Below are 15,434 nucleotides of genomic sequence, written 5' to 3'. Positions count from 1 at the left end.
GAGCGCGCGCGGATAACGATCATGACGGGGGGGTCCTTGATCAAAATGGTTGCGGGGGGACCATCTTCGTAGCAGGCAGGACGCGATGTGGCCGAATCCTCAAAGTCGCGCAAATCGGCGGCGGACACGCCCGCGGCGCGGCGCCTCACCGTCAAGCGACGCCGGGAAGATCGCGTCCACCACTGCGCCAAGTGCGCGCACGAGGTGGCCGTCACCACTCTCGACCAACGACCTGCCCGCGATGAGCGCGCGATCGGTCGCGGACTGGTCGTCGGGCAGGAAGTGCAGGCCACAGACGCGGGAGAAGCCCTCGACCATGCCGGCGATCTCACGCTCCGACCAGCCCAGACCGGGGCGCATGCGGTTGACGACCACCCGGACCGGCGCTCCGCCGGTCACCTCCCGCAGGTCCACGAGACCGCGTGCCAGCCGCGACAGGCCGACCGGGTCCGCGGCGCCCACGACGACGATCTCATCGGCCTTCGCCAGTGCCGTCAGGGTCATGGCGTTGCGTGCAGGTCTGGCGCCGAAGTCGCCGCCAGGATCGTCCTCGAGACAGAACCCTGTGTCGAGGATCACATTTCCCACGTCGCCGGCCCGGTCCAGCACGGACTCCAGGTGGGTCGCCCGCACCTCGATCCACCGGTCGGCGCGAGGAAGGCCGGTGATCACGCTCAGGTGGTCGCCGACGGCACGCGTGGTGGAGGCGAAGCGGTCGCCGAGCTGGCCCGCCCCGGCCAGCCGGGCTGCCGAGAGGAGCCCGGACACCTCATCGAGGATGCCCAGCTGCTGGGCCACCCCGCCCCCGTATGGGTCGGCATCGACCAGCACTGTCGGACTCCCACGACGGGCGAGCTCGGCCGCGACCGAGACGGCGAGCGTGGTGCGGCCCGGCGCTCCGCCCGGACCCCAGATCGCGACGATCCGATGCTCGTCGGTGGGCACGGCGGCGGCAACCGGCAGGTCGTCGCCATCGCGGACGCGCGTGTCGGAGATGTCATCCACCCTCGAGACCACCTCGGCCAGCGAGTCGAGGTCGTCGGCCGCCACCAGAGCCGTGATCCCCAGTCGCTCGGCCCGGGAGCGGACGTCGAGGTCGTCGACGTCGGCCATGGCGACGGCGACCGGCCGGACGGCGTACCTCCGCAGGTGTGACACCGAGGACGTGTCGAGTCCGGGCGCATCGAGCCCGACGACGGCCACGTCGGCCTGGCCGCTGGTGGCGGTGGCGAGCAGGTCGTCGACGTCGACACAGCGCTTGAGCACGACGACGCCGCCCGCCTTCGTCAGCCGGGCGAGCGCTTCCGACTCCCAGCTGGCGCCCGACGCCATCATCAGGACGCAGATCATCTCCTCGACCTCCCTCAGCCGCGGACGAGCACGCGCACGCGCTGGTCCTCGCTGGCGGCCAGGATCTCGGTCAACGCGTCGGACTCCGCCTCGGGGATCCCCAGCACCAGCTGACGGCCGCGGCTGACACTGCCCAACGAGTCGGTGGCGGACGGGGCGTCGATGACGACCACATCGGAGAGCACCGTGGTCGGCTCACCGGTCTGCGCCTCGGCGTTGCCTGCGTTGTCGTCGGGGATCACCAGCAGCTCGATCACCGAACCCGCGCCGATGTTGGTCGGGATCAGCTCGGGCGGGAACGCCAGGGACACGATCACCGTGTCGGCCCCCTCGCTGGATCCGAGGGCGGCGGCGGGCACCAGCTCACCGACGCCCAGGCCCCGGGTCAGCCGCAGGTCCTCGGGCAGCGTCGACGAGGTCAGCAGGTAGTGGTCCAGGTCGGTACTGTCGGCGAACCTCACGGAGATGGACACGAGGTCGTCCGCGCGCACCGTGTCGCCCGGCGCCAGGTCACGCGCGGCCGCCCAGACGGTCACCGAGTCGTCGCCCGCCCCGAGGATGCGGGCGCCGGCAATGATCGAGACGGCCACGATCGCGATCCCGATCCAGAGCCGGGGATCGCGCCAGCCCGCGGGCTGGGCACGGATGGCGGTGGGCGCGTCGATGGCAGCGTGAGTCCGAGACACCCGATCATCATGGCCTCAGACACGCTTCCGGACGAGTGCTTGTCCACAACTGCAGCGAAGGATCGTGAGTTCTCCACAGGTCGCGAGGCGGCGTACCCTCGTCGGGGTCCCCAGTGGCACGATGTTCGCCATGGCCTCCCCCCGCTTCCTCACGCTGGCCGACGTGGCTGAGGTGCTCAACACCTCGAGCGCGCAGGTCTACGCCCTCGTGCGACGTGGCGACCTGCCCGCCATCAAGATCGGCGGCCGCGGGCAGTGGCGGGTGGAGGGCTCGGAGCTGGAGAAGTTCATCGAGCGGATGTACGACGAGACCAAGACCTTCGTCCTGGACCACCCGTTCGTGGACAGCGACGCCGGCGGCGGCGACAGCTGATCCTCGACCGGCTCAGCCGACCTCGCCGCCGAGGGTGATCTTCACGGTCTTCTCCGACCCGCCGCGCACCACCGTGAACTCGATCGTCTCGCCGGGCTGGTGAGTGCGGATGGCCACGATCAGTGCGATGCCGTCGGTGACCGGCAGCTCGTCGACCTCGGTCACGACGTCGTTCTTCAACAGACCCGCGTCCTCGGCCGGAGCGTCCTTGGTGACCTCGGTGATGAGGGCGCCCACGGAAGCGGAGCCACCGGTGCGGACCTCGGCGCCGATCACGGGATACTGCGCCTCGCCGCTCTTGAGGATCTGGTCCGCCGTGGTCCGGACCTGCTCGATCGGGATGGCGAAGCCGACCCCGATGTTGCCCGCGCCGCCGCCCGCGAGACCACCACCGCCCGTGGTCGCGATGGCGGAGTTGACCCCGACCACCGCGCCGGCGAGATTGACGAGCGGGCCACCCGAGTTGCCGGGATTGATCGCGGCGTCGGTCTGCACCGCGTTGATGTAGGACGAGATGTTGTCCTCCTCGCCCGTGGTGACCGGGCGGTTGAGCGCGCTGACGATGCCCGAGGTCACCGTCTGGCTCAGGCCGAGCGGCGAGCCGAACGCGACGACCGGGTCGCCCACGTGAAGGACCAGCGACGCGCCCAGCGCGGCCGGCTCGAGGCCGTCGGCGTCGTCGATCTTCAAGATGGCCAGGTCATAGACAGGGCTGCGACCGACCACCGTGGCCTCGTGCCGAACGCCCTCGAAGTCGACCACCTTGATCGGGCCGTCATCCTCGGCCGCTGACTGCACGACGTGGTTGTTGGTGACGATGTGGCCCTGACGGTCGAGCACGAAGCCTGAACCGGTGGCGCCCTCGTCGTCGCCCTGGAACGCGGCGATGATCTGCACGGTGCTGGGCAGCAGCGCCTGCGCGACGGCCGGGATCGAGCCGTTGTCCGCGTCGAGCGGAGCGACGTCCTGCGTCTGTACGGAAGCCAGCCCGTCGTCGTACGTCGAAGCGCGGCCGTCCCAGCGGTCGTAGCCCAGGGCACCGAGGAAGCCGCCCATCAGGCCCACCAGCAGCGCAAGCACGGCCACGACCGGCCAGATCCAGCCGGGCACGCGCCCGCGCGGCGCGTCGGCGCGGCTCAGCGGCATCGAGGTCGTCGGCGCGGACGGTGCGTAGGCCGGCCGACCCACCGACTGGTGGTCGACGGGCGGACCCCACGGCGACTGCTGGGGCGGGATCGGGGACGGCTGAGGAGCCGGCTGCGGGGGCGGCGCCGCCGGGGCAGACGTCGGGTGCGAGTCGGACGGTGACGTCCAGCCGGCGCCGGTGATCGGCTGCGTGGGCTCCGCGTCCGGCTCCCGCAGCACAGCGTCATGGGGCACGGCGACCTCGATGTCGGGCCGGACGTCTGGCTCGACGGTGGGTTCGGGTGGGTTGGGGCCGGACGTCTGGTCGCTCACGGAGCCATTGTCACCCGCGGCGCCTCGCGCGCCACCACGACGTGGGAGGTGAGGTCGCCCTGCGGGGTGTCCTGGCGCGCCAAGCGCTGCCGCTTGGGGCCGCGCCCGGTCGCCGGGTCGGCCGTCCGGTCGATGACCGACGGCGTGGAGGTCTGGGTCGGTCGAGTGAGGTCGCTGATCGGAGCCCTGCGCTCGAACTGGGGCGTACCGGCCGCGCCGAGGGCGAGCACTCCGACGACGGCCGCACCAGCGGCGCCGCCGCCGATCGCGATCAGGGAGCGGTGCCGCGCCCGGACACCGAGGGCTGCCGTCGGGAACTGCGACGGGGTCAGGGCTGAGCCACAGCCCGCGGCGGCGAGCAGCGAGTGCTTGAGCCGGTCGGGTGCCTCGCACTCCGTGCGGTCGGCGAAGGAGAGCCCGGCCAGCCGGGTCTTGACCCAGCCCTCGCGCTCGACGAGGTCGCGGCAGGGGTGGCACTCGTGGACGTGCGCCCACGCGCGCTCCTCCTCCGCGGCCGGCAACCGCCCGTCGAGGAGTGCGCTGACCCGCGACCCGAGGTGCATCACGACACCTGCCCCGCAGCGTCGGAGCCGAGGACCGGGCCGGCGTAGCGCTCGCGCCCCTGGGTGGGCGCGCGGTGCGCGAGCGCGCGGCGCAGCATCGCGCGGCCACGGTGGATCCGGGACCGGACGGTGCCGAGCTTGGCGTCGAGGATCTCCGCGATCTCCTCGTAGGTCAGGCCCTCCACGTCGCACAGCACGACCGCGGCCCGGAAGTCGGGCGGCAGGGTCGCGAGGGCGAGCTCGATGTCGTCGTCGAAGCGCTGGTCGGCATACGACGTCTCGGGCGCGACGTCCGCGCTCTCGAGGCGCGCGGCCCTCTCGTCGGAGAGGGCGTCGAAGCGGATCCGCTGCTTGCGGCGGGCGCCGTCGAGGAAGAGGTTGGTGGTGATGCGGTGCAGCCAGCCCTCGAAGGTGCCGGGCGTGTAGGTGTCCAGCGAGCGGAAGACCCGGAGGAAGACCTCCTGCGTCAGGTCCTCGGCGTCGGGGCGGTTGCCGGTGAGGCGATAGGCAAGGCGGAAGACGCGGTCGGAGTGGTTCTCGACGACCTCGTCCCATGTCGGCACCCCGACGGTGGCCTCGCTCTGATCCATCACCGGTGCCCCTTGGCGTCTGAGTTGCTGACCGAACAGTGTTCTGACCTTCCTCAACCTAGGGACCGGGCCTGAGAGGACCCTGTGAAACCGCCACGAACCTGGCTGGGTTTGCGACTCGTGGTGGACAACGGACGGGTGGCCTCGTGTGTTCCCCGTAGTCCCGGCCGGGAGCGATAGAGTCGCTGCCACGCGTCAAGCATCCGCGTGTCTCGTCTCCAGGAGGATCATCATCACCACCCCGATCAAGCCCGCGAGCTGGACCTACGCCGAGGAGTTCGTGGCGGAGGACGACATCCTGGCGGCTGCGCGTGCCCGCGCCGAGGAGGTCGGGGTCGCCCCGATCGGTTCCGGTGGCGGCGCCGCCCTCCGCTTCCTGGCCTCCGTGCTGGACGCCCGCGCCGTGGTCGAGATCGGCACCGGGACCGGTGTCTCGGGACTGTGGCTGCTCCGCGGCATGCGCTCGGACGGCGTGCTGACCACGGTCGACATCGAGGCCGAGCACCAACGACTCGCCAAGGAGACCTTCAACGACGCCGGGATTCCCGCCAACCGGGCCCGCACCATCGCCGGTGCCGGCCTCGACGTGCTCCCCCGCCTGACCGACGGCCACTACGACCTCGTCTTCTGCGACGGCGACAAGCGGGAGTACGCCGCCTACCTGGCCGAGGCGCTGCGGCTGCTCCGCCCCGGAGGGGTGGTGGCGTTCGACAACGCGCTGTGGCACGACCGGGTCGCCGACCCCGCCCAGCGTGACGAAGAGACCGTCGCGATCCGCGAGCTCGGCCGCACCGTCGCCGAGAACGACTCGCTCGTGCCCGTCCTGCTCCCGGTCGGCGACGGTCTGCTGGTCGCGAAGAAGGTCTGGACTCCGGAGACCTGAGGTCTCAGGCGCGCGGGGTCGCGGTGAAGCCTTCCCAGCCCTCGGCGATCGCGACGATGTCGCACGGCTCGATCAGGATCGGCGAGGAACCGACGATCTGGGAGACGGCGGAGTCGGCGGCACCGGCGGTGAAGGTGGTCTGGAACTCGGTGCGTGCCTCGTCGGACGCGAAGACGTAACAGCCCTCGAACCACTCGCCGGGCGCCGTACGCCACGTCTTGAACTGGAGCCCGGCCATGCCGGTGAAGCGTGCGTGGGACGTGTCCGCGACGTACGCCGCAAGCTCCTCGTCGACACCGGTCCCGGCCGCCGACAACGACCACCGCACGGTCAGCCCCAACATCACACGATCCCTGCCAGCGGGGCCTGCGAGCCGAGCCAGGCGAGCAGCAGCCGCGGACCGAAGCCGGTCGGGCCCTGGGTCCATTCGTAGCGCTCGGCCGGGGCCTCGGCGATGGAGGCGAAGTCGATGTGCGCCCACGGGACGTCGCCCGCGAAGTGCTGGAGGAAGAGGGCCGCCGTGATCGCGCCCGCACCGCCGGCGGCGTTGTCGCCGTCGGCGACCTTGGAGCTGACCCGCTCCTCGTAGTCGGCCACGAGCGGCATCCGCCAGAGCAGCTCGCCCGAGAAGGCGGACGCCTCCGCGAGCAGGCCGGCGAGGGGTTCGTTGTTGGCGAAGTAGCCGCCGGTCCCCTGCCCGAGCGCGACCTTCATCGCACCGGTCAGGGTCGCGATGTCGACGAGGACGTCGGGCTTGAGCTCGGCCACGGCATAGGCCATCGCGTCGGCCATGACGAGGCGTCCCTCGGCGTCGGTGTTGTTGACCTCGCTGGTGCGACCGCCGTAGTGACGGATCACGTCGCCGGGGCGCATCGCGGCGCCGCCGATGGCGTTCTCCGCCGCGGGCACGAGTCCGATCACGTTGACCGAGCACTGGACGTCGCGCAGCGCGGCCATCGTGGCCAGCACCGCAGCGCCGCCGGACATGTCGCGCTTCATCGACAGCATGCCCTCAGGGGTCTTGATGTCGAGGCCACCGGTGTCGAAGGTGATGCCCTTGCCGACCAGCACGACGGTCGGAGTCTTCTTGGTGGCGCCGCGCGCCGTGTAGTCGAGACGGATCAGGCGGGGCGGCGACACCGAGGCAGCGCCCACGGCGAGCAGGCCGCCGAAGCCTTCCTCGGCCAGCCGCTGCTCGTCCCAGATCGTGACCTCGAGGCCGGCCCCCGAGGCCAGCTCCTCGGCCTGCTCGGCCAGCCAGGCCGGCGTCTTGAGGTTGGACGGGACCGTCGCCAGCATCCGCGAGCGCCAGCCGGCTCCGCCGGCCGCGAGGGCGCGGGCGAGCTCCTCGTCGGCGACCTCGTCGGTGGTGCCACCCAGCACTATCCGGGCGACTGGTCGTTGCGTGGGCCCGGTCGAGCGCCAGTGGAAGCCGAAGGATCCCAGCATCGCGCCGATGACGAAGGCGCCGAGCCCCTCGTCGGGCGCGATGGCGGTGATCGACGTGGCGACGCTGGCGCGGTCCTTGGTCGCGCGGGCCAGGGTGGCACCGGCGCGCCGGAAGTCGGTCACCGACTGTTGCCCCACCCCGACGAGGAGGAGCACCTGCACGTCATCGTGGACGACCGGCACGGTGATCACCTCACCCGTCTTGCCGGTGGCCCCTTGTGCCTCGAGGAGTCTGATGAGATCGAGGCCGAACAGCTCGCCCACCTGCTCGGCACCCGGACCGAGGGCGACCGAGTCGCCCTGGCCGTCCGCCGGGATCACCGGCAGCGCCCACACCTCGGCACCACCGATCTGGTGCGGCAGGGCCGGGCTGAGGGCGAACTCCGGTGGGGAGACCTGGGCGGGAAGCTGCGACAGGACGGCCACGATCAGCCGACGACGTCCTTGAGCGCGTCTCCGAGCGCACCCGCCTCGTCCTTGTTGAGCTCGACCACGAGACGTCCACCTCCCTCGAGTGGCACGCGCATGACGATGCCGCGGCCCTCCTTGGTCACCTCGAGTGGTCCGTCGCCCGTCCTGGGCTTCATGGCGGCCATCGGCGCACCTCTTCCTGATTCTGCTGGAGTGGATCACCGGTCATTGGCTCCACATGCGAAATCGAGGCGGCTGGGGCCTCCTCGACGGCGTCGTACGACTCCATTATCCCCCATGACGCGCGTGACGCGGACCACAGGGCACCGCGCGCTGCTGGCACACTCCTCCCATGCACGCTCGGTCCGCACTTTTCGATGTGTACGGCGACCACCTCGTCGCGCACCAGAACGTGGCCGCCGTGGCCGATCTCGTGCGCCTGCTCGCCCCCCTCGGGATCGCGGCTCCGGCGGTGCGGACCGCCATCTCGCGCATGGTGACCCAGGGGTGGCTCGCGTCGGCGACGGTCGACGGGGCCCGTGGCTATGCCGCGACACCCCAGGCGGTCCGCCGCCTGGACGAGTCGGCGACCCGGATCTACCAGCGCCAGCCCCGCGCCTGGGACGGCTCGTGGCAACTGGTGTTCGTGGCGCCGTACGCCGATCGCTCGACCCGGGCGGCCGTGCTGCGCGACCTGCCGTTCCTCGGCTATGCCGAGCTGGCCGACCGGGTGTGGGTGAGTCCGTTCGCCCGCGCCGAGCTCGACACGACGCTGCATCGCGTCGGCGCGAGCGCCACCACCGCGGTCGCCGAGGACTTCGATCCCGCGCACGCTCCCGTGCAGGCGTGGGACCTCGACGCACTGGGTTCCGCGTACGCCACCTGGAGGCAGGTGGCCGCCGACCACGTCGAGGCCGACCTTGCGGCCCACGACGACCCGGAGGAGGCGGCCTACGCCGCACGCTTCCGGCTCGTCCACGAGTGGCGCAAGTTCCTCTTCACCGATCCCGGCCTGCCCCCCGAGCTGCTCCCCCGGGACTGGCCGGGCCACCGGGCGAATGCCTACTTCCAGGTCGAGAGCGAACGGCTGCGACCCGACGCCACGACGTTCGTCGCCCGGACCCTCCAGACGTCCTGACCCGCTCCCACGCGGCTGTGCGTATCGGGCAGACTGCGACCATGAGTGAGCCAACCCCCCAGTCCGTCCTGCTGAGCGTCGACAACGGCATCGCCACGATCACGCTCAACCGACCCGAGGCGATGAACAGCCTCGACATCGCCACCAAGGAGCTCCTGCGCGACATCGTGCAGCAGGTCGCGGACGACGACGCCGTGCGCTGTGTGGTGCTGACGGGCACCGGGCGGGGGTTCTGCGTGGGGCAGGACCTCAAGGAGCACATCGAACTGTTGCACAGCGGCTCGAGCGAGGCTCTCTTCACGACCGTCGAGCGTCACTACAACCCGATCGTGACCGCGCTGGCGACCATGCCCAAGCCGGTCGTCGCGGCTGTCAACGGCGTCGCGGCCGGCGCCGGCGCGTCCCTCGCGCTGGCGTGCGACATGCGGGTGCTCGCCGACACCGCCGGCTTCAACTTCGCCTTCGCGGGCGTCGCGCTCGCGGCCGACACCGGTGCCAGCTATCACCTGCCGCGGCTGGTCGGGCAGGCCAAGGCGCTGGAGCTCCTCTACTTCCCGAGCACCGTCTCGGCCTCGGACTCCGAGGCGCTCGGGCTCGCCAACCAGGTCGTCCCGGCGGCCGAGCTCGCCGAGACCGTCACCGCGCTGGCGACCCGGCTCGCCGCCGGACCGACGCTCGCCTTCGCCGCCATCCGCCAGTCGGTGGCCTTCTCCTCCCAGCACACCTTCGCCGACTCACTCGCCAACGAGGGCGAGGCGATGAACCGCACCGGCGCGAGCGCGGACCACGCCGCCGCCGTTGCCGCCTTCCTGGCGAAGGAGAAGCCGGTCTTCCAGGGCCGCTGAGCCTGCGCCGCCGGCCGCTCAGCGGGCGCGGTGTGCGCCGAGCACGCCGAGGAGCTGGCGTGGCGCCTCGATCGTCATCCGTCGCCACGAGGGGTGTGCGGCGTACTCGACCGTCAGGGCCGCGCCCTTGAAGTTGGCGTTGAACCAGCCGGTCATCGTTCCGTGGCACAGGCCGCCGCAGTCCAACCTGGTCCGCGGCAGGCGGAGCGCGCGGGCGAGCCGGCGGGCGAACCCGGAGTCCTTGGTGTCGGTGTCGACACCGTTGAGCGGCTGGTGGAATCCGATCAGCCGCTGCGGGTCGATCCGCCGCAGGAACCGCATCACTGCGCGGGTCTCGGGCTCACTCCCGGGACGCGGGCCGGACTCGTGGTTGCCGTCCAGATCGACCCAGTCGTAGGGGTAGTTGCGGTTGAGGTCGACCCCGTGCGCGTTGCGCCGGGAGTGCCGGGCGAGACCGTCGGGGTTGTAGGTCGGGATCACCCAGAGATCGATGCCGCGGATGCGCCGGCCGTCACGCAGGCTGGTCAGGATCTGCCGCGTGTGCGGCTCGTTGCCGTGCATGGTCGAGACCAGCACGACGCGCCGCTTGCCCGGCTGGCCCAGTCGCCAGGCCCGGATCGGTCGCCCGCCGACCGACGTGCCGATCACCCGGCGCTCGACCACCCCGCGGGGAGGGGCCGACGCAGCGGCGTACGACCGGTCGTCGGAGGAGGCCGAGGTCGTGACGGCGAGCGGCAGCATGGCGAGCAGCAGCACCGGCCCGAGCAGCCTGGTCATACGGCCGAGGTGAGGTAGGCGTAGGTGAAGACCAGGACGCCGACGAGCAGCCCGATGTGCGCGAGCATCGAGAGCCACGGGCCCTGAGCCCAGGAGTCGGTCGCGGCGGGCTCGGCATGCTTGCCGCGGGCCGGCAGCCAGCGGGCCAGGACCAGCAGCCCGACGATGGTGGTGACCCACCACAGGCCGATCGCCACGATGCCCACTGCCGAGCCGCCGAGCGGGTTGTCGGGCGGGAACACGAGGAACAGCACCCACAGGACGAGCGCGAGGGCGCCGACGACGGTGTGGACGAGCAGCAGCCGATGGCTGATCTGGAGTCGACCCGCAGCGCTCCCGTCACCACTGAGCCGCAGGCGCGTCAGGACCACGACCACCGCGGCCAACGGGGTCAGGACGTAGACGAGAACTTCGAGGAACATGTTCGGGAGTGTGCCTCAGAGGGGGGGCGGACCGCCATGTGAGGTCTCGTGGGCGGTTTCAGCGGGTGTCTGATCGGTCGGTGTGTCGAGCTGGTCGGCCAGCCGCGCGAGCAGCGTGTCGACCTCGCTCATGCGGTAGCCGCGCACAGCCAGCGAGAAGCGGACTCGGCGCAGGTCGGAGCCGTGCAGGCGACCAACCGGGACGCGCACGTCCGGCCGGTCGTCGTACTCCTCGGGCAGGGCGCCGGTTCTCCCGGAGGCCACCAGGGCGACCCCGCCCATCGCCAGCACGACCAGGACCGCGAACAGCCACATCACCGGCTCACTCCGGCCGCTCGGCGTCGGGCGTGGCGACGCGACCCTCACGGGCCTTGACCATCATCTCGACGGCCAGGTCGACGTCATCGGTGACGGTGAACATCTCCAGATCCGCCGCGCTGATCTTGCCCTCGGCAAGCACCGTGTCGCGCAGCCAGTCGACCAGGCCCTGCCAGTACGCCGTCCCCAGCAGCACGACCGGGAAGGACGTCACCTTCTGGGTCTGCACGAGGGTGAGGGCCTCGAAGAGCTCGTCGAACGTGCCGAGACCGCCGGGGAGCACGACGAAGCCCTGGCTGTACTTCACGAACATCGTCTTGCGGGTGAAGAAGTATCGGAAGTTGATGCCCTTGTCGACCCACTGGTTGAGTCCGGCCTCGAAGGGCAGCTCGATGCCGAGTCCGACACTGATGCCGCCGGCCTCGCTGGCGCCCTTGTTGGCGGCCTCCATCGCACCGGGTCCACCGCCGGTGATGACGGCGAAGCCCTCGTGGGCCAGTCGCTTGCCGATCTCCTCGGCGGTGGCGTAGTCACGGTGGTCGACGCCGGTGCGCGCCGACCCGAACACGGCGATGGCGGGGCCGAGCTCGGCGAGCGCACCGAAGCCCTCGACGAACTCGGACTGGATCCGGAGCACGCGCCAGGGATCGGTGTGCACCCAGTCGGCCGGTCCGCGTGAGTCGAGCAGCCGCTGGTCGGTGGTGCTGGTGCCTTCCTCGACCTGGCCGCGGCGTGTCATCACCGGGCCCATGAAGTGCTCGGTCATGCGCGATCCCCTCGGCGTTGTTCGGGCGAGCGCAACGGTGGACAGGAACGCCGTGGGGTTCTCATGCCAACCACTCCTTCAGCTGCCGCTCGCAGCGCATGATGTGCTCGATCGGCACGTGCTCGTCCTGCTTGTGGGCGAACATCGGGTCCCCCGGGCCGAAGTTGACGGCCGGGACGCCGAGCGAGGTGAAGCGAGCGACGTCGGTCCACCCGAACTTCGGTGCCACCTCGCCGCCGACCGCCTCGACGAACGCCTTCGCGGCGGGCCGGTCGAGCCCGGGCAGGGCGCCCGCCGCCATGTCGGTGACCGTGACCTCGTAGCCCTCGAAGAAGTCGCGGACGAACGCTTCGGCGTCGGCCTCGTCCCGGTCCGGCGCGAACCGGAAGTTGACCTCGACCACGCACTCGTCGGGGATCACGTTGCCGGCAACGCCACCGCGGATACCGGTGGCGTTGAGCCCCTCGTGGTAGGTCAGGCCGTCGATTACGGGCTGGCGCGCGACGTAGCCGCCCAGACGAGCCAGGATCGGAGCCGCCTTGTGGATCGCGTTGACCCCCTTCCAGCTGCGCGCCGAGTGCGAGCGCTCGCCGGTCGTGCGGACGTCGACGCGCATGGTGCCCTGGCAGCCCGCCTCGACGTTGGCGTTGCTGGGCTCCATCAGGATCGCGAAGTCGGCGGTCATCAGGTCGGGGTCGCTCTCGCTGAGCAGGCGCAGGCCGTTGTGGACCGAGTCGACCTCCTCCGCCTCGTAGAAGATGAAGGTGACGTCGCGGTTGGGCTCGGGCACGTCGGCGGCGAGCTTGAGCATCACCGCGTCGCCGCCCTTCATGTCGCAGGTGCCGAGGCCGTGCATGATCTCGCCGTCGCGTCTCGCGGGCAGGTTGTCGTTGAGCGGGACCGTGTCGAGGTGCCCGGCGATCACGACCCGCTCCACGCGACCGAGGTCCGTCCGCGCGATCACGGTGTGCCCGCGGCGAGTGACCGTGAGGTGCGGGAGCGGCCGCAGCGCCTCCTCGACCGCGTCGGCGATGGCGGCTTCGTGGTGGGAGACCGACTCGATGTTGACGAGTTGTTCGGTCAGGGTCACGGCGTCGGCCGTCAGGTCCAGCGTCATGGCGCCATCCAACCATCCGGGCGCGCAACGAGAACGTGTTCTAGTCTTCTGCCATGCGCAACGGTGTCGTCCTGTTCACCAGCGACCGCGGCATCACCCCGGCCGCCTGCGCCCGCGCGGCCGAGGAGCGGGGCTTCGACACGTTCTACGTGCCCGAGCACACCCACATTCCCGTACGCCGCAACGCGGCCCACCCCGGTACCGGGGACGAGTCCCTGCCCGACGATCGCTACCTGCGCACGCTCGACCCGTGGGTCGCGCTGGCGACCGCAGCGGCCGTCACGTCGACGATCCGTCTCGGCACCGCGGTGTCGCTGCCAGTCGAGTCCGACCCGATCACGCTCGCCAAGACGATCGCCACCCTCGACCACCTCTCCGGCGGCCGCGTCACGATCGGCGCCGGCTTCGGCTGGAACACCGACGAGCTCGCCGACCACCGTGTCCCGGCCGGGAAGCGGCGGACGGTCCTGAAGGAGTACATCGAGGCGATGCGCGCGCTGTGGACCCAGGAGGAGGCGGCCTACCACGGCGAGTTCGTGTCGTTCGGGGCGTCCTGGGCCTACCCCAAGCCGGTCCAGCCGCACATCCCGTTCGTCCTCGGCGCGGAGGCCGGGCCCCGGACGGCCGCCTGGATCGCGGCCCATGCCGACGGCTGGATGACCACGCCTCGCACGTCAGACATCGCCGCGAAGGCGGCGCTCCTGCGCGCCGAGTGGGCCGCCGCCGGACGCTTCGGGGCGCCGCAGATCCACCTGCTGGTCGTCAGCCGGCCGACACCGGGTGACTTCGGGCTCTGGGCCGAAGCCGGGATCACCGACCTGATCTGGGGTGTCCCCGACGCCGACGAGGCGACCGTGGTCGCCCACCTCGACAAGGTGGCGTCCCGGCTGCCCTGACCCACGGATGGAATCAACCGATGCGCTACAACCCTCCACCCAACTGGCCCATGCCCCCGCCCGGATGGAGCCCGGCTGCCGGCTGGCGTCCCGACCCCACATAGGGGCCGCTCTCACGCGGGTGGGAGCTCTGGATCGGTCCCCGACGGTCGCCGGCTGATCGCCGGCTGATCGCCGCAAGGCTGTGGCGATCTCGCTCGTCTCTGCCTTGGTCGGAGCGATTCTCTTCGGCATCGTCCTGTGGGCATTGCGTCGCCTACACGATCGGCACCGCAACTGTCCCGATGCTGCTGGCGCGAACCGTGATCGGCTTCATCTGGGGTGAGTCCCGCCGCCTGCCCCTCTGGCTGGTCGCGCTGGCCACACCGTTGGTCGGCTCCGTGCTCTCGTTGCTGCTCGCGGTCGCGAGCCGCCGCTGAGCCACTTCGTCGGACATTGGCCGGGACGTCCGACGAAGCGGCTGCCCGAGGACCCGGATCGTCGGACGTCCCGCATGACGTCCGACGGAGCGGTGATCAGACGCGCGTCACCTCGACGGCGATGTCCGGCGCATCGGCGTACGACACGCTCGTGGCCAGCGTCTCCTGCGCGAGCATGGCCTCGTGGGTGCGGGCGGCATCGAGCACGATGGCCGGGCCGCTGAGGCTCAGCGAGATGCGGTCACTGACGTCGAGACCGGCGTCGCGGCGGGCCTGCTGGACCGCTCGGACCAGGTCGCGTGCCACGCCCTCGGCCTCGAGCTCGGGGGTCAGCGCGGTGTCGAGCACGACGAAGCCGCCGCCGGGCAGCACGCCGGTCGCGGTGTCGGCGCCGGTGTCGGCTGCGACCGTCTCGAGCGAGAACTCCCCTTCGACGAGCGCCAGACCACCAGCGGTGACCGTGCCGTCGGCGGCGATGCTCCAGTCGCCGGACTTCGAGCCCCTGATCGCGAGCTGCACGTCCTTGCCGAGGCGCGGCCCGGCGGCCCGGGCGTTGACCGTGAGCCGCTGCTGGACGCCATAGGCGTGCGCTTCGTCGGTCGCGACGTCGAGGAGCCGGACGCCCTTGACATTGAGCTCATCGGCGACGATCGAGGTGAACGGCACGAGGCGGTCGGGACGGGCGACCACGATCGTCAGCTCCGCGAGTGGGAGCCGGTTGCGCAGGCTCGCGCCCTTGCGGAGAGCGGAGCCCGCCGAGCAGACCTCGCGGATCGAGTCCATCGCCGCCACGAGCTCCTCGTCCTGCGGCAACGCCTCGATGCTCGGCCAGTCGGTCAGGTGCACGGAGCGCCCACCGGTGAGCCCGCGCCACACCTCCTCGGTGACGAGCGGCAGGAGCGGCGCCGTGACACGGCAGAGGGTCTCGAGCACCGGGTAGAGCGTGTCGAACGCCTCGGTCGAGTCGCTGTTG

At 71.3% G+C, this 15,434-nt stretch carries 20 protein-coding genes; 6 read left to right on the top strand and 14 right to left on the bottom strand.

The annotated features are described in order from the left end of the window. Positions 1-99: 99 nt before the first annotated feature. Both RMO85_RS13895 and RMO85_RS13890 read right to left on the bottom strand, forming a co-directional pair. Positions 100-1,350, bottom strand: a complete 1,251-nt coding sequence (locus RMO85_RS13895; RefSeq protein ID WP_310529318.1) for a hypothetical protein — start codon at positions 1,348-1,350, stop codon at positions 100-102. A 14-nt stretch (positions 1,351-1,364) separates the two neighbouring features. Then, the gene (locus RMO85_RS13890; RefSeq protein WP_310529317.1) at positions 1,365-2,036 is read right to left on the bottom strand and encodes a hypothetical protein; all 672 of its coding nucleotides are present in this window, start codon (positions 2,034-2,036) and stop codon (positions 1,365-1,367) included. Between the two features lie 130 nt (positions 2,037-2,166). On the opposite strand from RMO85_RS13890, the gene RMO85_RS13885 reads away from it, so the two are divergent. Beyond that, on the top strand, positions 2,167-2,409 hold the full coding sequence (locus RMO85_RS13885; protein ID WP_310529316.1) for a helix-turn-helix domain-containing protein: 243 nt from the start codon (positions 2,167-2,169) through the stop codon (positions 2,407-2,409). 12 nt (positions 2,410-2,421) lie between these two features. Here the strand turns inward: RMO85_RS13885 and RMO85_RS13880 are convergent, their stop codons facing one another. The 3 genes from RMO85_RS13880 to sigE are packed head-to-tail and all read right to left on the bottom strand — an operon-like array spanning position 2,422 to position 5,020. After that, a complete protein-coding gene (locus RMO85_RS13880) occupies positions 2,422-3,867 on the bottom strand; it encodes a trypsin-like peptidase domain-containing protein (RefSeq protein ID WP_310529315.1) in 1,446 nt (481 codons plus the stop codon). Further along, positions 3,864-4,430, bottom strand: a complete 567-nt coding sequence (locus RMO85_RS13875) for a hypothetical protein (RefSeq protein ID WP_310529314.1) — start codon at positions 4,428-4,430, stop codon at positions 3,864-3,866. The genes RMO85_RS13880 and RMO85_RS13875 overlap by 4 nt, the downstream gene beginning before the upstream one ends. Beyond that, complete coding sequence (gene sigE / locus RMO85_RS13870) at positions 4,430-5,020, bottom strand: RNA polymerase sigma factor SigE (protein WP_397203928.1); 591 nt, start codon at positions 5,018-5,020, stop codon at positions 4,430-4,432. Before sigE ends, RMO85_RS13875 begins: the two co-directional genes overlap by 1 nt. Positions 5,021-5,264: 244 nt before the next feature. On the opposite strand from sigE, the gene RMO85_RS13865 reads away from it, so the two are divergent. Continuing rightward, entirely contained in the window at positions 5,265-5,903 is a 639-nt protein-coding gene (locus RMO85_RS13865) for an O-methyltransferase (protein ID WP_397203933.1), read from the top strand. A 4-nt stretch (positions 5,904-5,907) separates the two neighbouring features. On the opposite strand, the gene RMO85_RS13860 is transcribed toward RMO85_RS13865, so the two are convergent. From RMO85_RS13860 to RMO85_RS13850, 3 genes are read right to left on the bottom strand one after another with little or no spacing between them, the layout of a single operon-like run. Then, positions 5,908-6,246, bottom strand: a complete 339-nt coding sequence (locus RMO85_RS13860; protein ID WP_310529312.1) for a hypothetical protein — start codon at positions 6,244-6,246, stop codon at positions 5,908-5,910. Next, on the bottom strand, positions 6,246-7,778 hold the full coding sequence (locus RMO85_RS13855) for a leucyl aminopeptidase family protein (protein ID WP_310529311.1): 1,533 nt from the start codon (positions 7,776-7,778) through the stop codon (positions 6,246-6,248). Before RMO85_RS13855 ends, RMO85_RS13860 begins: the two co-directional genes overlap by 1 nt. A 2-nt stretch (positions 7,779-7,780) precedes the next feature. Continuing rightward, complete coding sequence (locus tag RMO85_RS13850) at positions 7,781-7,948, bottom strand: DUF3117 domain-containing protein (RefSeq protein WP_207769474.1); 168 nt, start codon at positions 7,946-7,948, stop codon at positions 7,781-7,783. 167 nt (positions 7,949-8,115) lie between these two features. Here RMO85_RS13850 and RMO85_RS13845 point away from each other — a divergent pair, with 167 nt between their 5' ends. Together RMO85_RS13845 and RMO85_RS13840 are read left to right on the top strand one after the other, a co-directional pair. Beyond that, positions 8,116-8,901, top strand: a complete 786-nt coding sequence (locus RMO85_RS13845; protein ID WP_310529310.1) for a PaaX family transcriptional regulator C-terminal domain-containing protein — start codon at positions 8,116-8,118, stop codon at positions 8,899-8,901. Between the two features lie 41 nt (positions 8,902-8,942). Beyond that, positions 8,943-9,746, top strand: coding sequence for an enoyl-CoA hydratase-related protein (locus tag RMO85_RS13840; RefSeq protein WP_310529309.1), 804 nt, complete (start codon positions 8,943-8,945; stop codon positions 9,744-9,746). A gap of 18 nt (positions 9,747-9,764) precedes the next feature. Here RMO85_RS13840 and RMO85_RS13835 read toward each other — a convergent pair whose 3' ends face one another. The 5 genes from RMO85_RS13835 to dapE all read right to left on the bottom strand — a co-directional run bounded on the left by RMO85_RS13835 (position 9,765) and on the right by dapE (position 13,146). Beyond that, positions 9,765-10,523, bottom strand: coding sequence for a M14 family zinc carboxypeptidase (locus RMO85_RS13835; RefSeq protein ID WP_310529308.1), 759 nt, complete (start codon positions 10,521-10,523; stop codon positions 9,765-9,767). Then, positions 10,520-10,945, bottom strand: coding sequence for a hypothetical protein (locus RMO85_RS13830; protein ID WP_310529307.1), 426 nt, complete (start codon positions 10,943-10,945; stop codon positions 10,520-10,522). Before RMO85_RS13830 ends, RMO85_RS13835 begins: the two co-directional genes overlap by 4 nt. Before the next feature lie 15 nt (positions 10,946-10,960). Next, positions 10,961-11,260 carry a DivIVA domain-containing protein gene (locus RMO85_RS13825; protein WP_310529319.1) on the bottom strand — a complete coding sequence of 100 codons (300 nt, stop codon included), beginning with the start codon at positions 11,258-11,260 and terminating at the stop codon, positions 10,961-10,963. Between the two features lie 7 nt (positions 11,261-11,267). Continuing rightward, complete coding sequence (locus RMO85_RS13820) at positions 11,268-12,029, bottom strand: TIGR00730 family Rossman fold protein (protein ID WP_310529306.1); 762 nt, start codon at positions 12,027-12,029, stop codon at positions 11,268-11,270. A gap of 61 nt (positions 12,030-12,090) precedes the next feature. Further along, positions 12,091-13,146 carry a succinyl-diaminopimelate desuccinylase gene (dapE, locus tag RMO85_RS13815; protein WP_310529305.1) on the bottom strand — a complete coding sequence of 352 codons (1,056 nt, stop codon included), beginning with the start codon at positions 13,144-13,146 and terminating at the stop codon, positions 12,091-12,093. A gap of 53 nt (positions 13,147-13,199) precedes the next feature. Here dapE and RMO85_RS13810 point away from each other — a divergent pair, with 53 nt between their 5' ends. Further along, positions 13,200-14,042, top strand: a complete 843-nt coding sequence (locus RMO85_RS13810) for a TIGR03619 family F420-dependent LLM class oxidoreductase (protein ID WP_310529304.1) — start codon at positions 13,200-13,202, stop codon at positions 14,040-14,042. A gap of 284 nt (positions 14,043-14,326) precedes the next feature. After that, positions 14,327-14,461 carry a hypothetical protein gene (locus tag RMO85_RS13805; protein WP_310529303.1) on the top strand — a complete coding sequence of 45 codons (135 nt, stop codon included), beginning with the start codon at positions 14,327-14,329 and terminating at the stop codon, positions 14,459-14,461. A 96-nt stretch (positions 14,462-14,557) separates the two neighbouring features. Here RMO85_RS13805 and RMO85_RS13800 read toward each other — a convergent pair. After that, positions 14,558-15,434: DUF5915 domain-containing protein (locus RMO85_RS13800; RefSeq protein WP_310529302.1), on the bottom strand; the 877-nt coding region annotated here is incomplete at its 5' end.

The sequence above is a fragment of the Nocardioides sp. genome, assembly GCF_031422975.1.
Classification (GTDB): domain Bacteria; phylum Actinomycetota; class Actinomycetes; order Propionibacteriales; family Nocardioidaceae; genus Nocardioides.
The sequence above is the reverse complement of the archived record's forward strand: the minus strand, read 5'-3'. Positions and strand labels throughout refer to the sequence as shown.

Bases quoted from the DNA above. Each gene is read 5' to 3' on its own strand.
- RMO85_RS13895 (WP_310529318.1), bottom strand. From the start codon at position 1,350: ATGATCTGCGTCCTGATGATGGCGTCGGGCGCCAGCTGGGAGTCGGAA.
- RMO85_RS13810 (WP_310529304.1), top strand. From the start codon at position 13,200: ATGCGCAACGGTGTCGTCCTGTTCACCAGCGACCGCGGCATCACCCCG.
- RMO85_RS13845 (WP_310529310.1), top strand. From the start codon at position 8,116: ATGCACGCTCGGTCCGCACTTTTCGATGTGTACGGCGACCACCTCGTC.
- RMO85_RS13840 (WP_310529309.1), top strand. From the start codon at position 8,943: ATGAGTGAGCCAACCCCCCAGTCCGTCCTGCTGAGCGTCGACAACGGC.
- RMO85_RS13830 (WP_310529307.1), bottom strand. From the start codon at position 10,945: ATGTTCCTCGAAGTTCTCGTCTACGTCCTGACCCCGTTGGCCGCGGTG.
- RMO85_RS13875 (WP_310529314.1), bottom strand. From the start codon at position 4,430: ATGCACCTCGGGTCGCGGGTCAGCGCACTCCTCGACGGGCGGTTGCCG.
- dapE (WP_310529305.1), bottom strand. From the start codon at position 13,146: ATGACGCTGGACCTGACGGCCGACGCCGTGACCCTGACCGAACAACTC.
- RMO85_RS13885 (WP_310529316.1), top strand. From the start codon at position 2,167: ATGGCCTCCCCCCGCTTCCTCACGCTGGCCGACGTGGCTGAGGTGCTC.
- sigE (WP_397203928.1), bottom strand. From the start codon at position 5,020: ATGGATCAGAGCGAGGCCACCGTCGGGGTGCCGACATGGGACGAGGTC.
- RMO85_RS13860 (WP_310529312.1), bottom strand. From the start codon at position 6,246: ATGTTGGGGCTGACCGTGCGGTGGTCGTTGTCGGCGGCCGGGACCGGT.
- RMO85_RS13850 (WP_207769474.1), bottom strand. From the start codon at position 7,948: ATGGCCGCCATGAAGCCCAGGACGGGCGACGGACCACTCGAGGTGACC.
- RMO85_RS13805 (WP_310529303.1), top strand. From the start codon at position 14,327: ATGCTGCTGGCGCGAACCGTGATCGGCTTCATCTGGGGTGAGTCCCGC.
- RMO85_RS13820 (WP_310529306.1), bottom strand. From the start codon at position 12,029: ATGACCGAGCACTTCATGGGCCCGGTGATGACACGCCGCGGCCAGGTC.
- RMO85_RS13835 (WP_310529308.1), bottom strand. From the start codon at position 10,523: ATGACCAGGCTGCTCGGGCCGGTGCTGCTGCTCGCCATGCTGCCGCTC.
- RMO85_RS13825 (WP_310529319.1), bottom strand. From the start codon at position 11,260: ATGTGGCTGTTCGCGGTCCTGGTCGTGCTGGCGATGGGCGGGGTCGCC.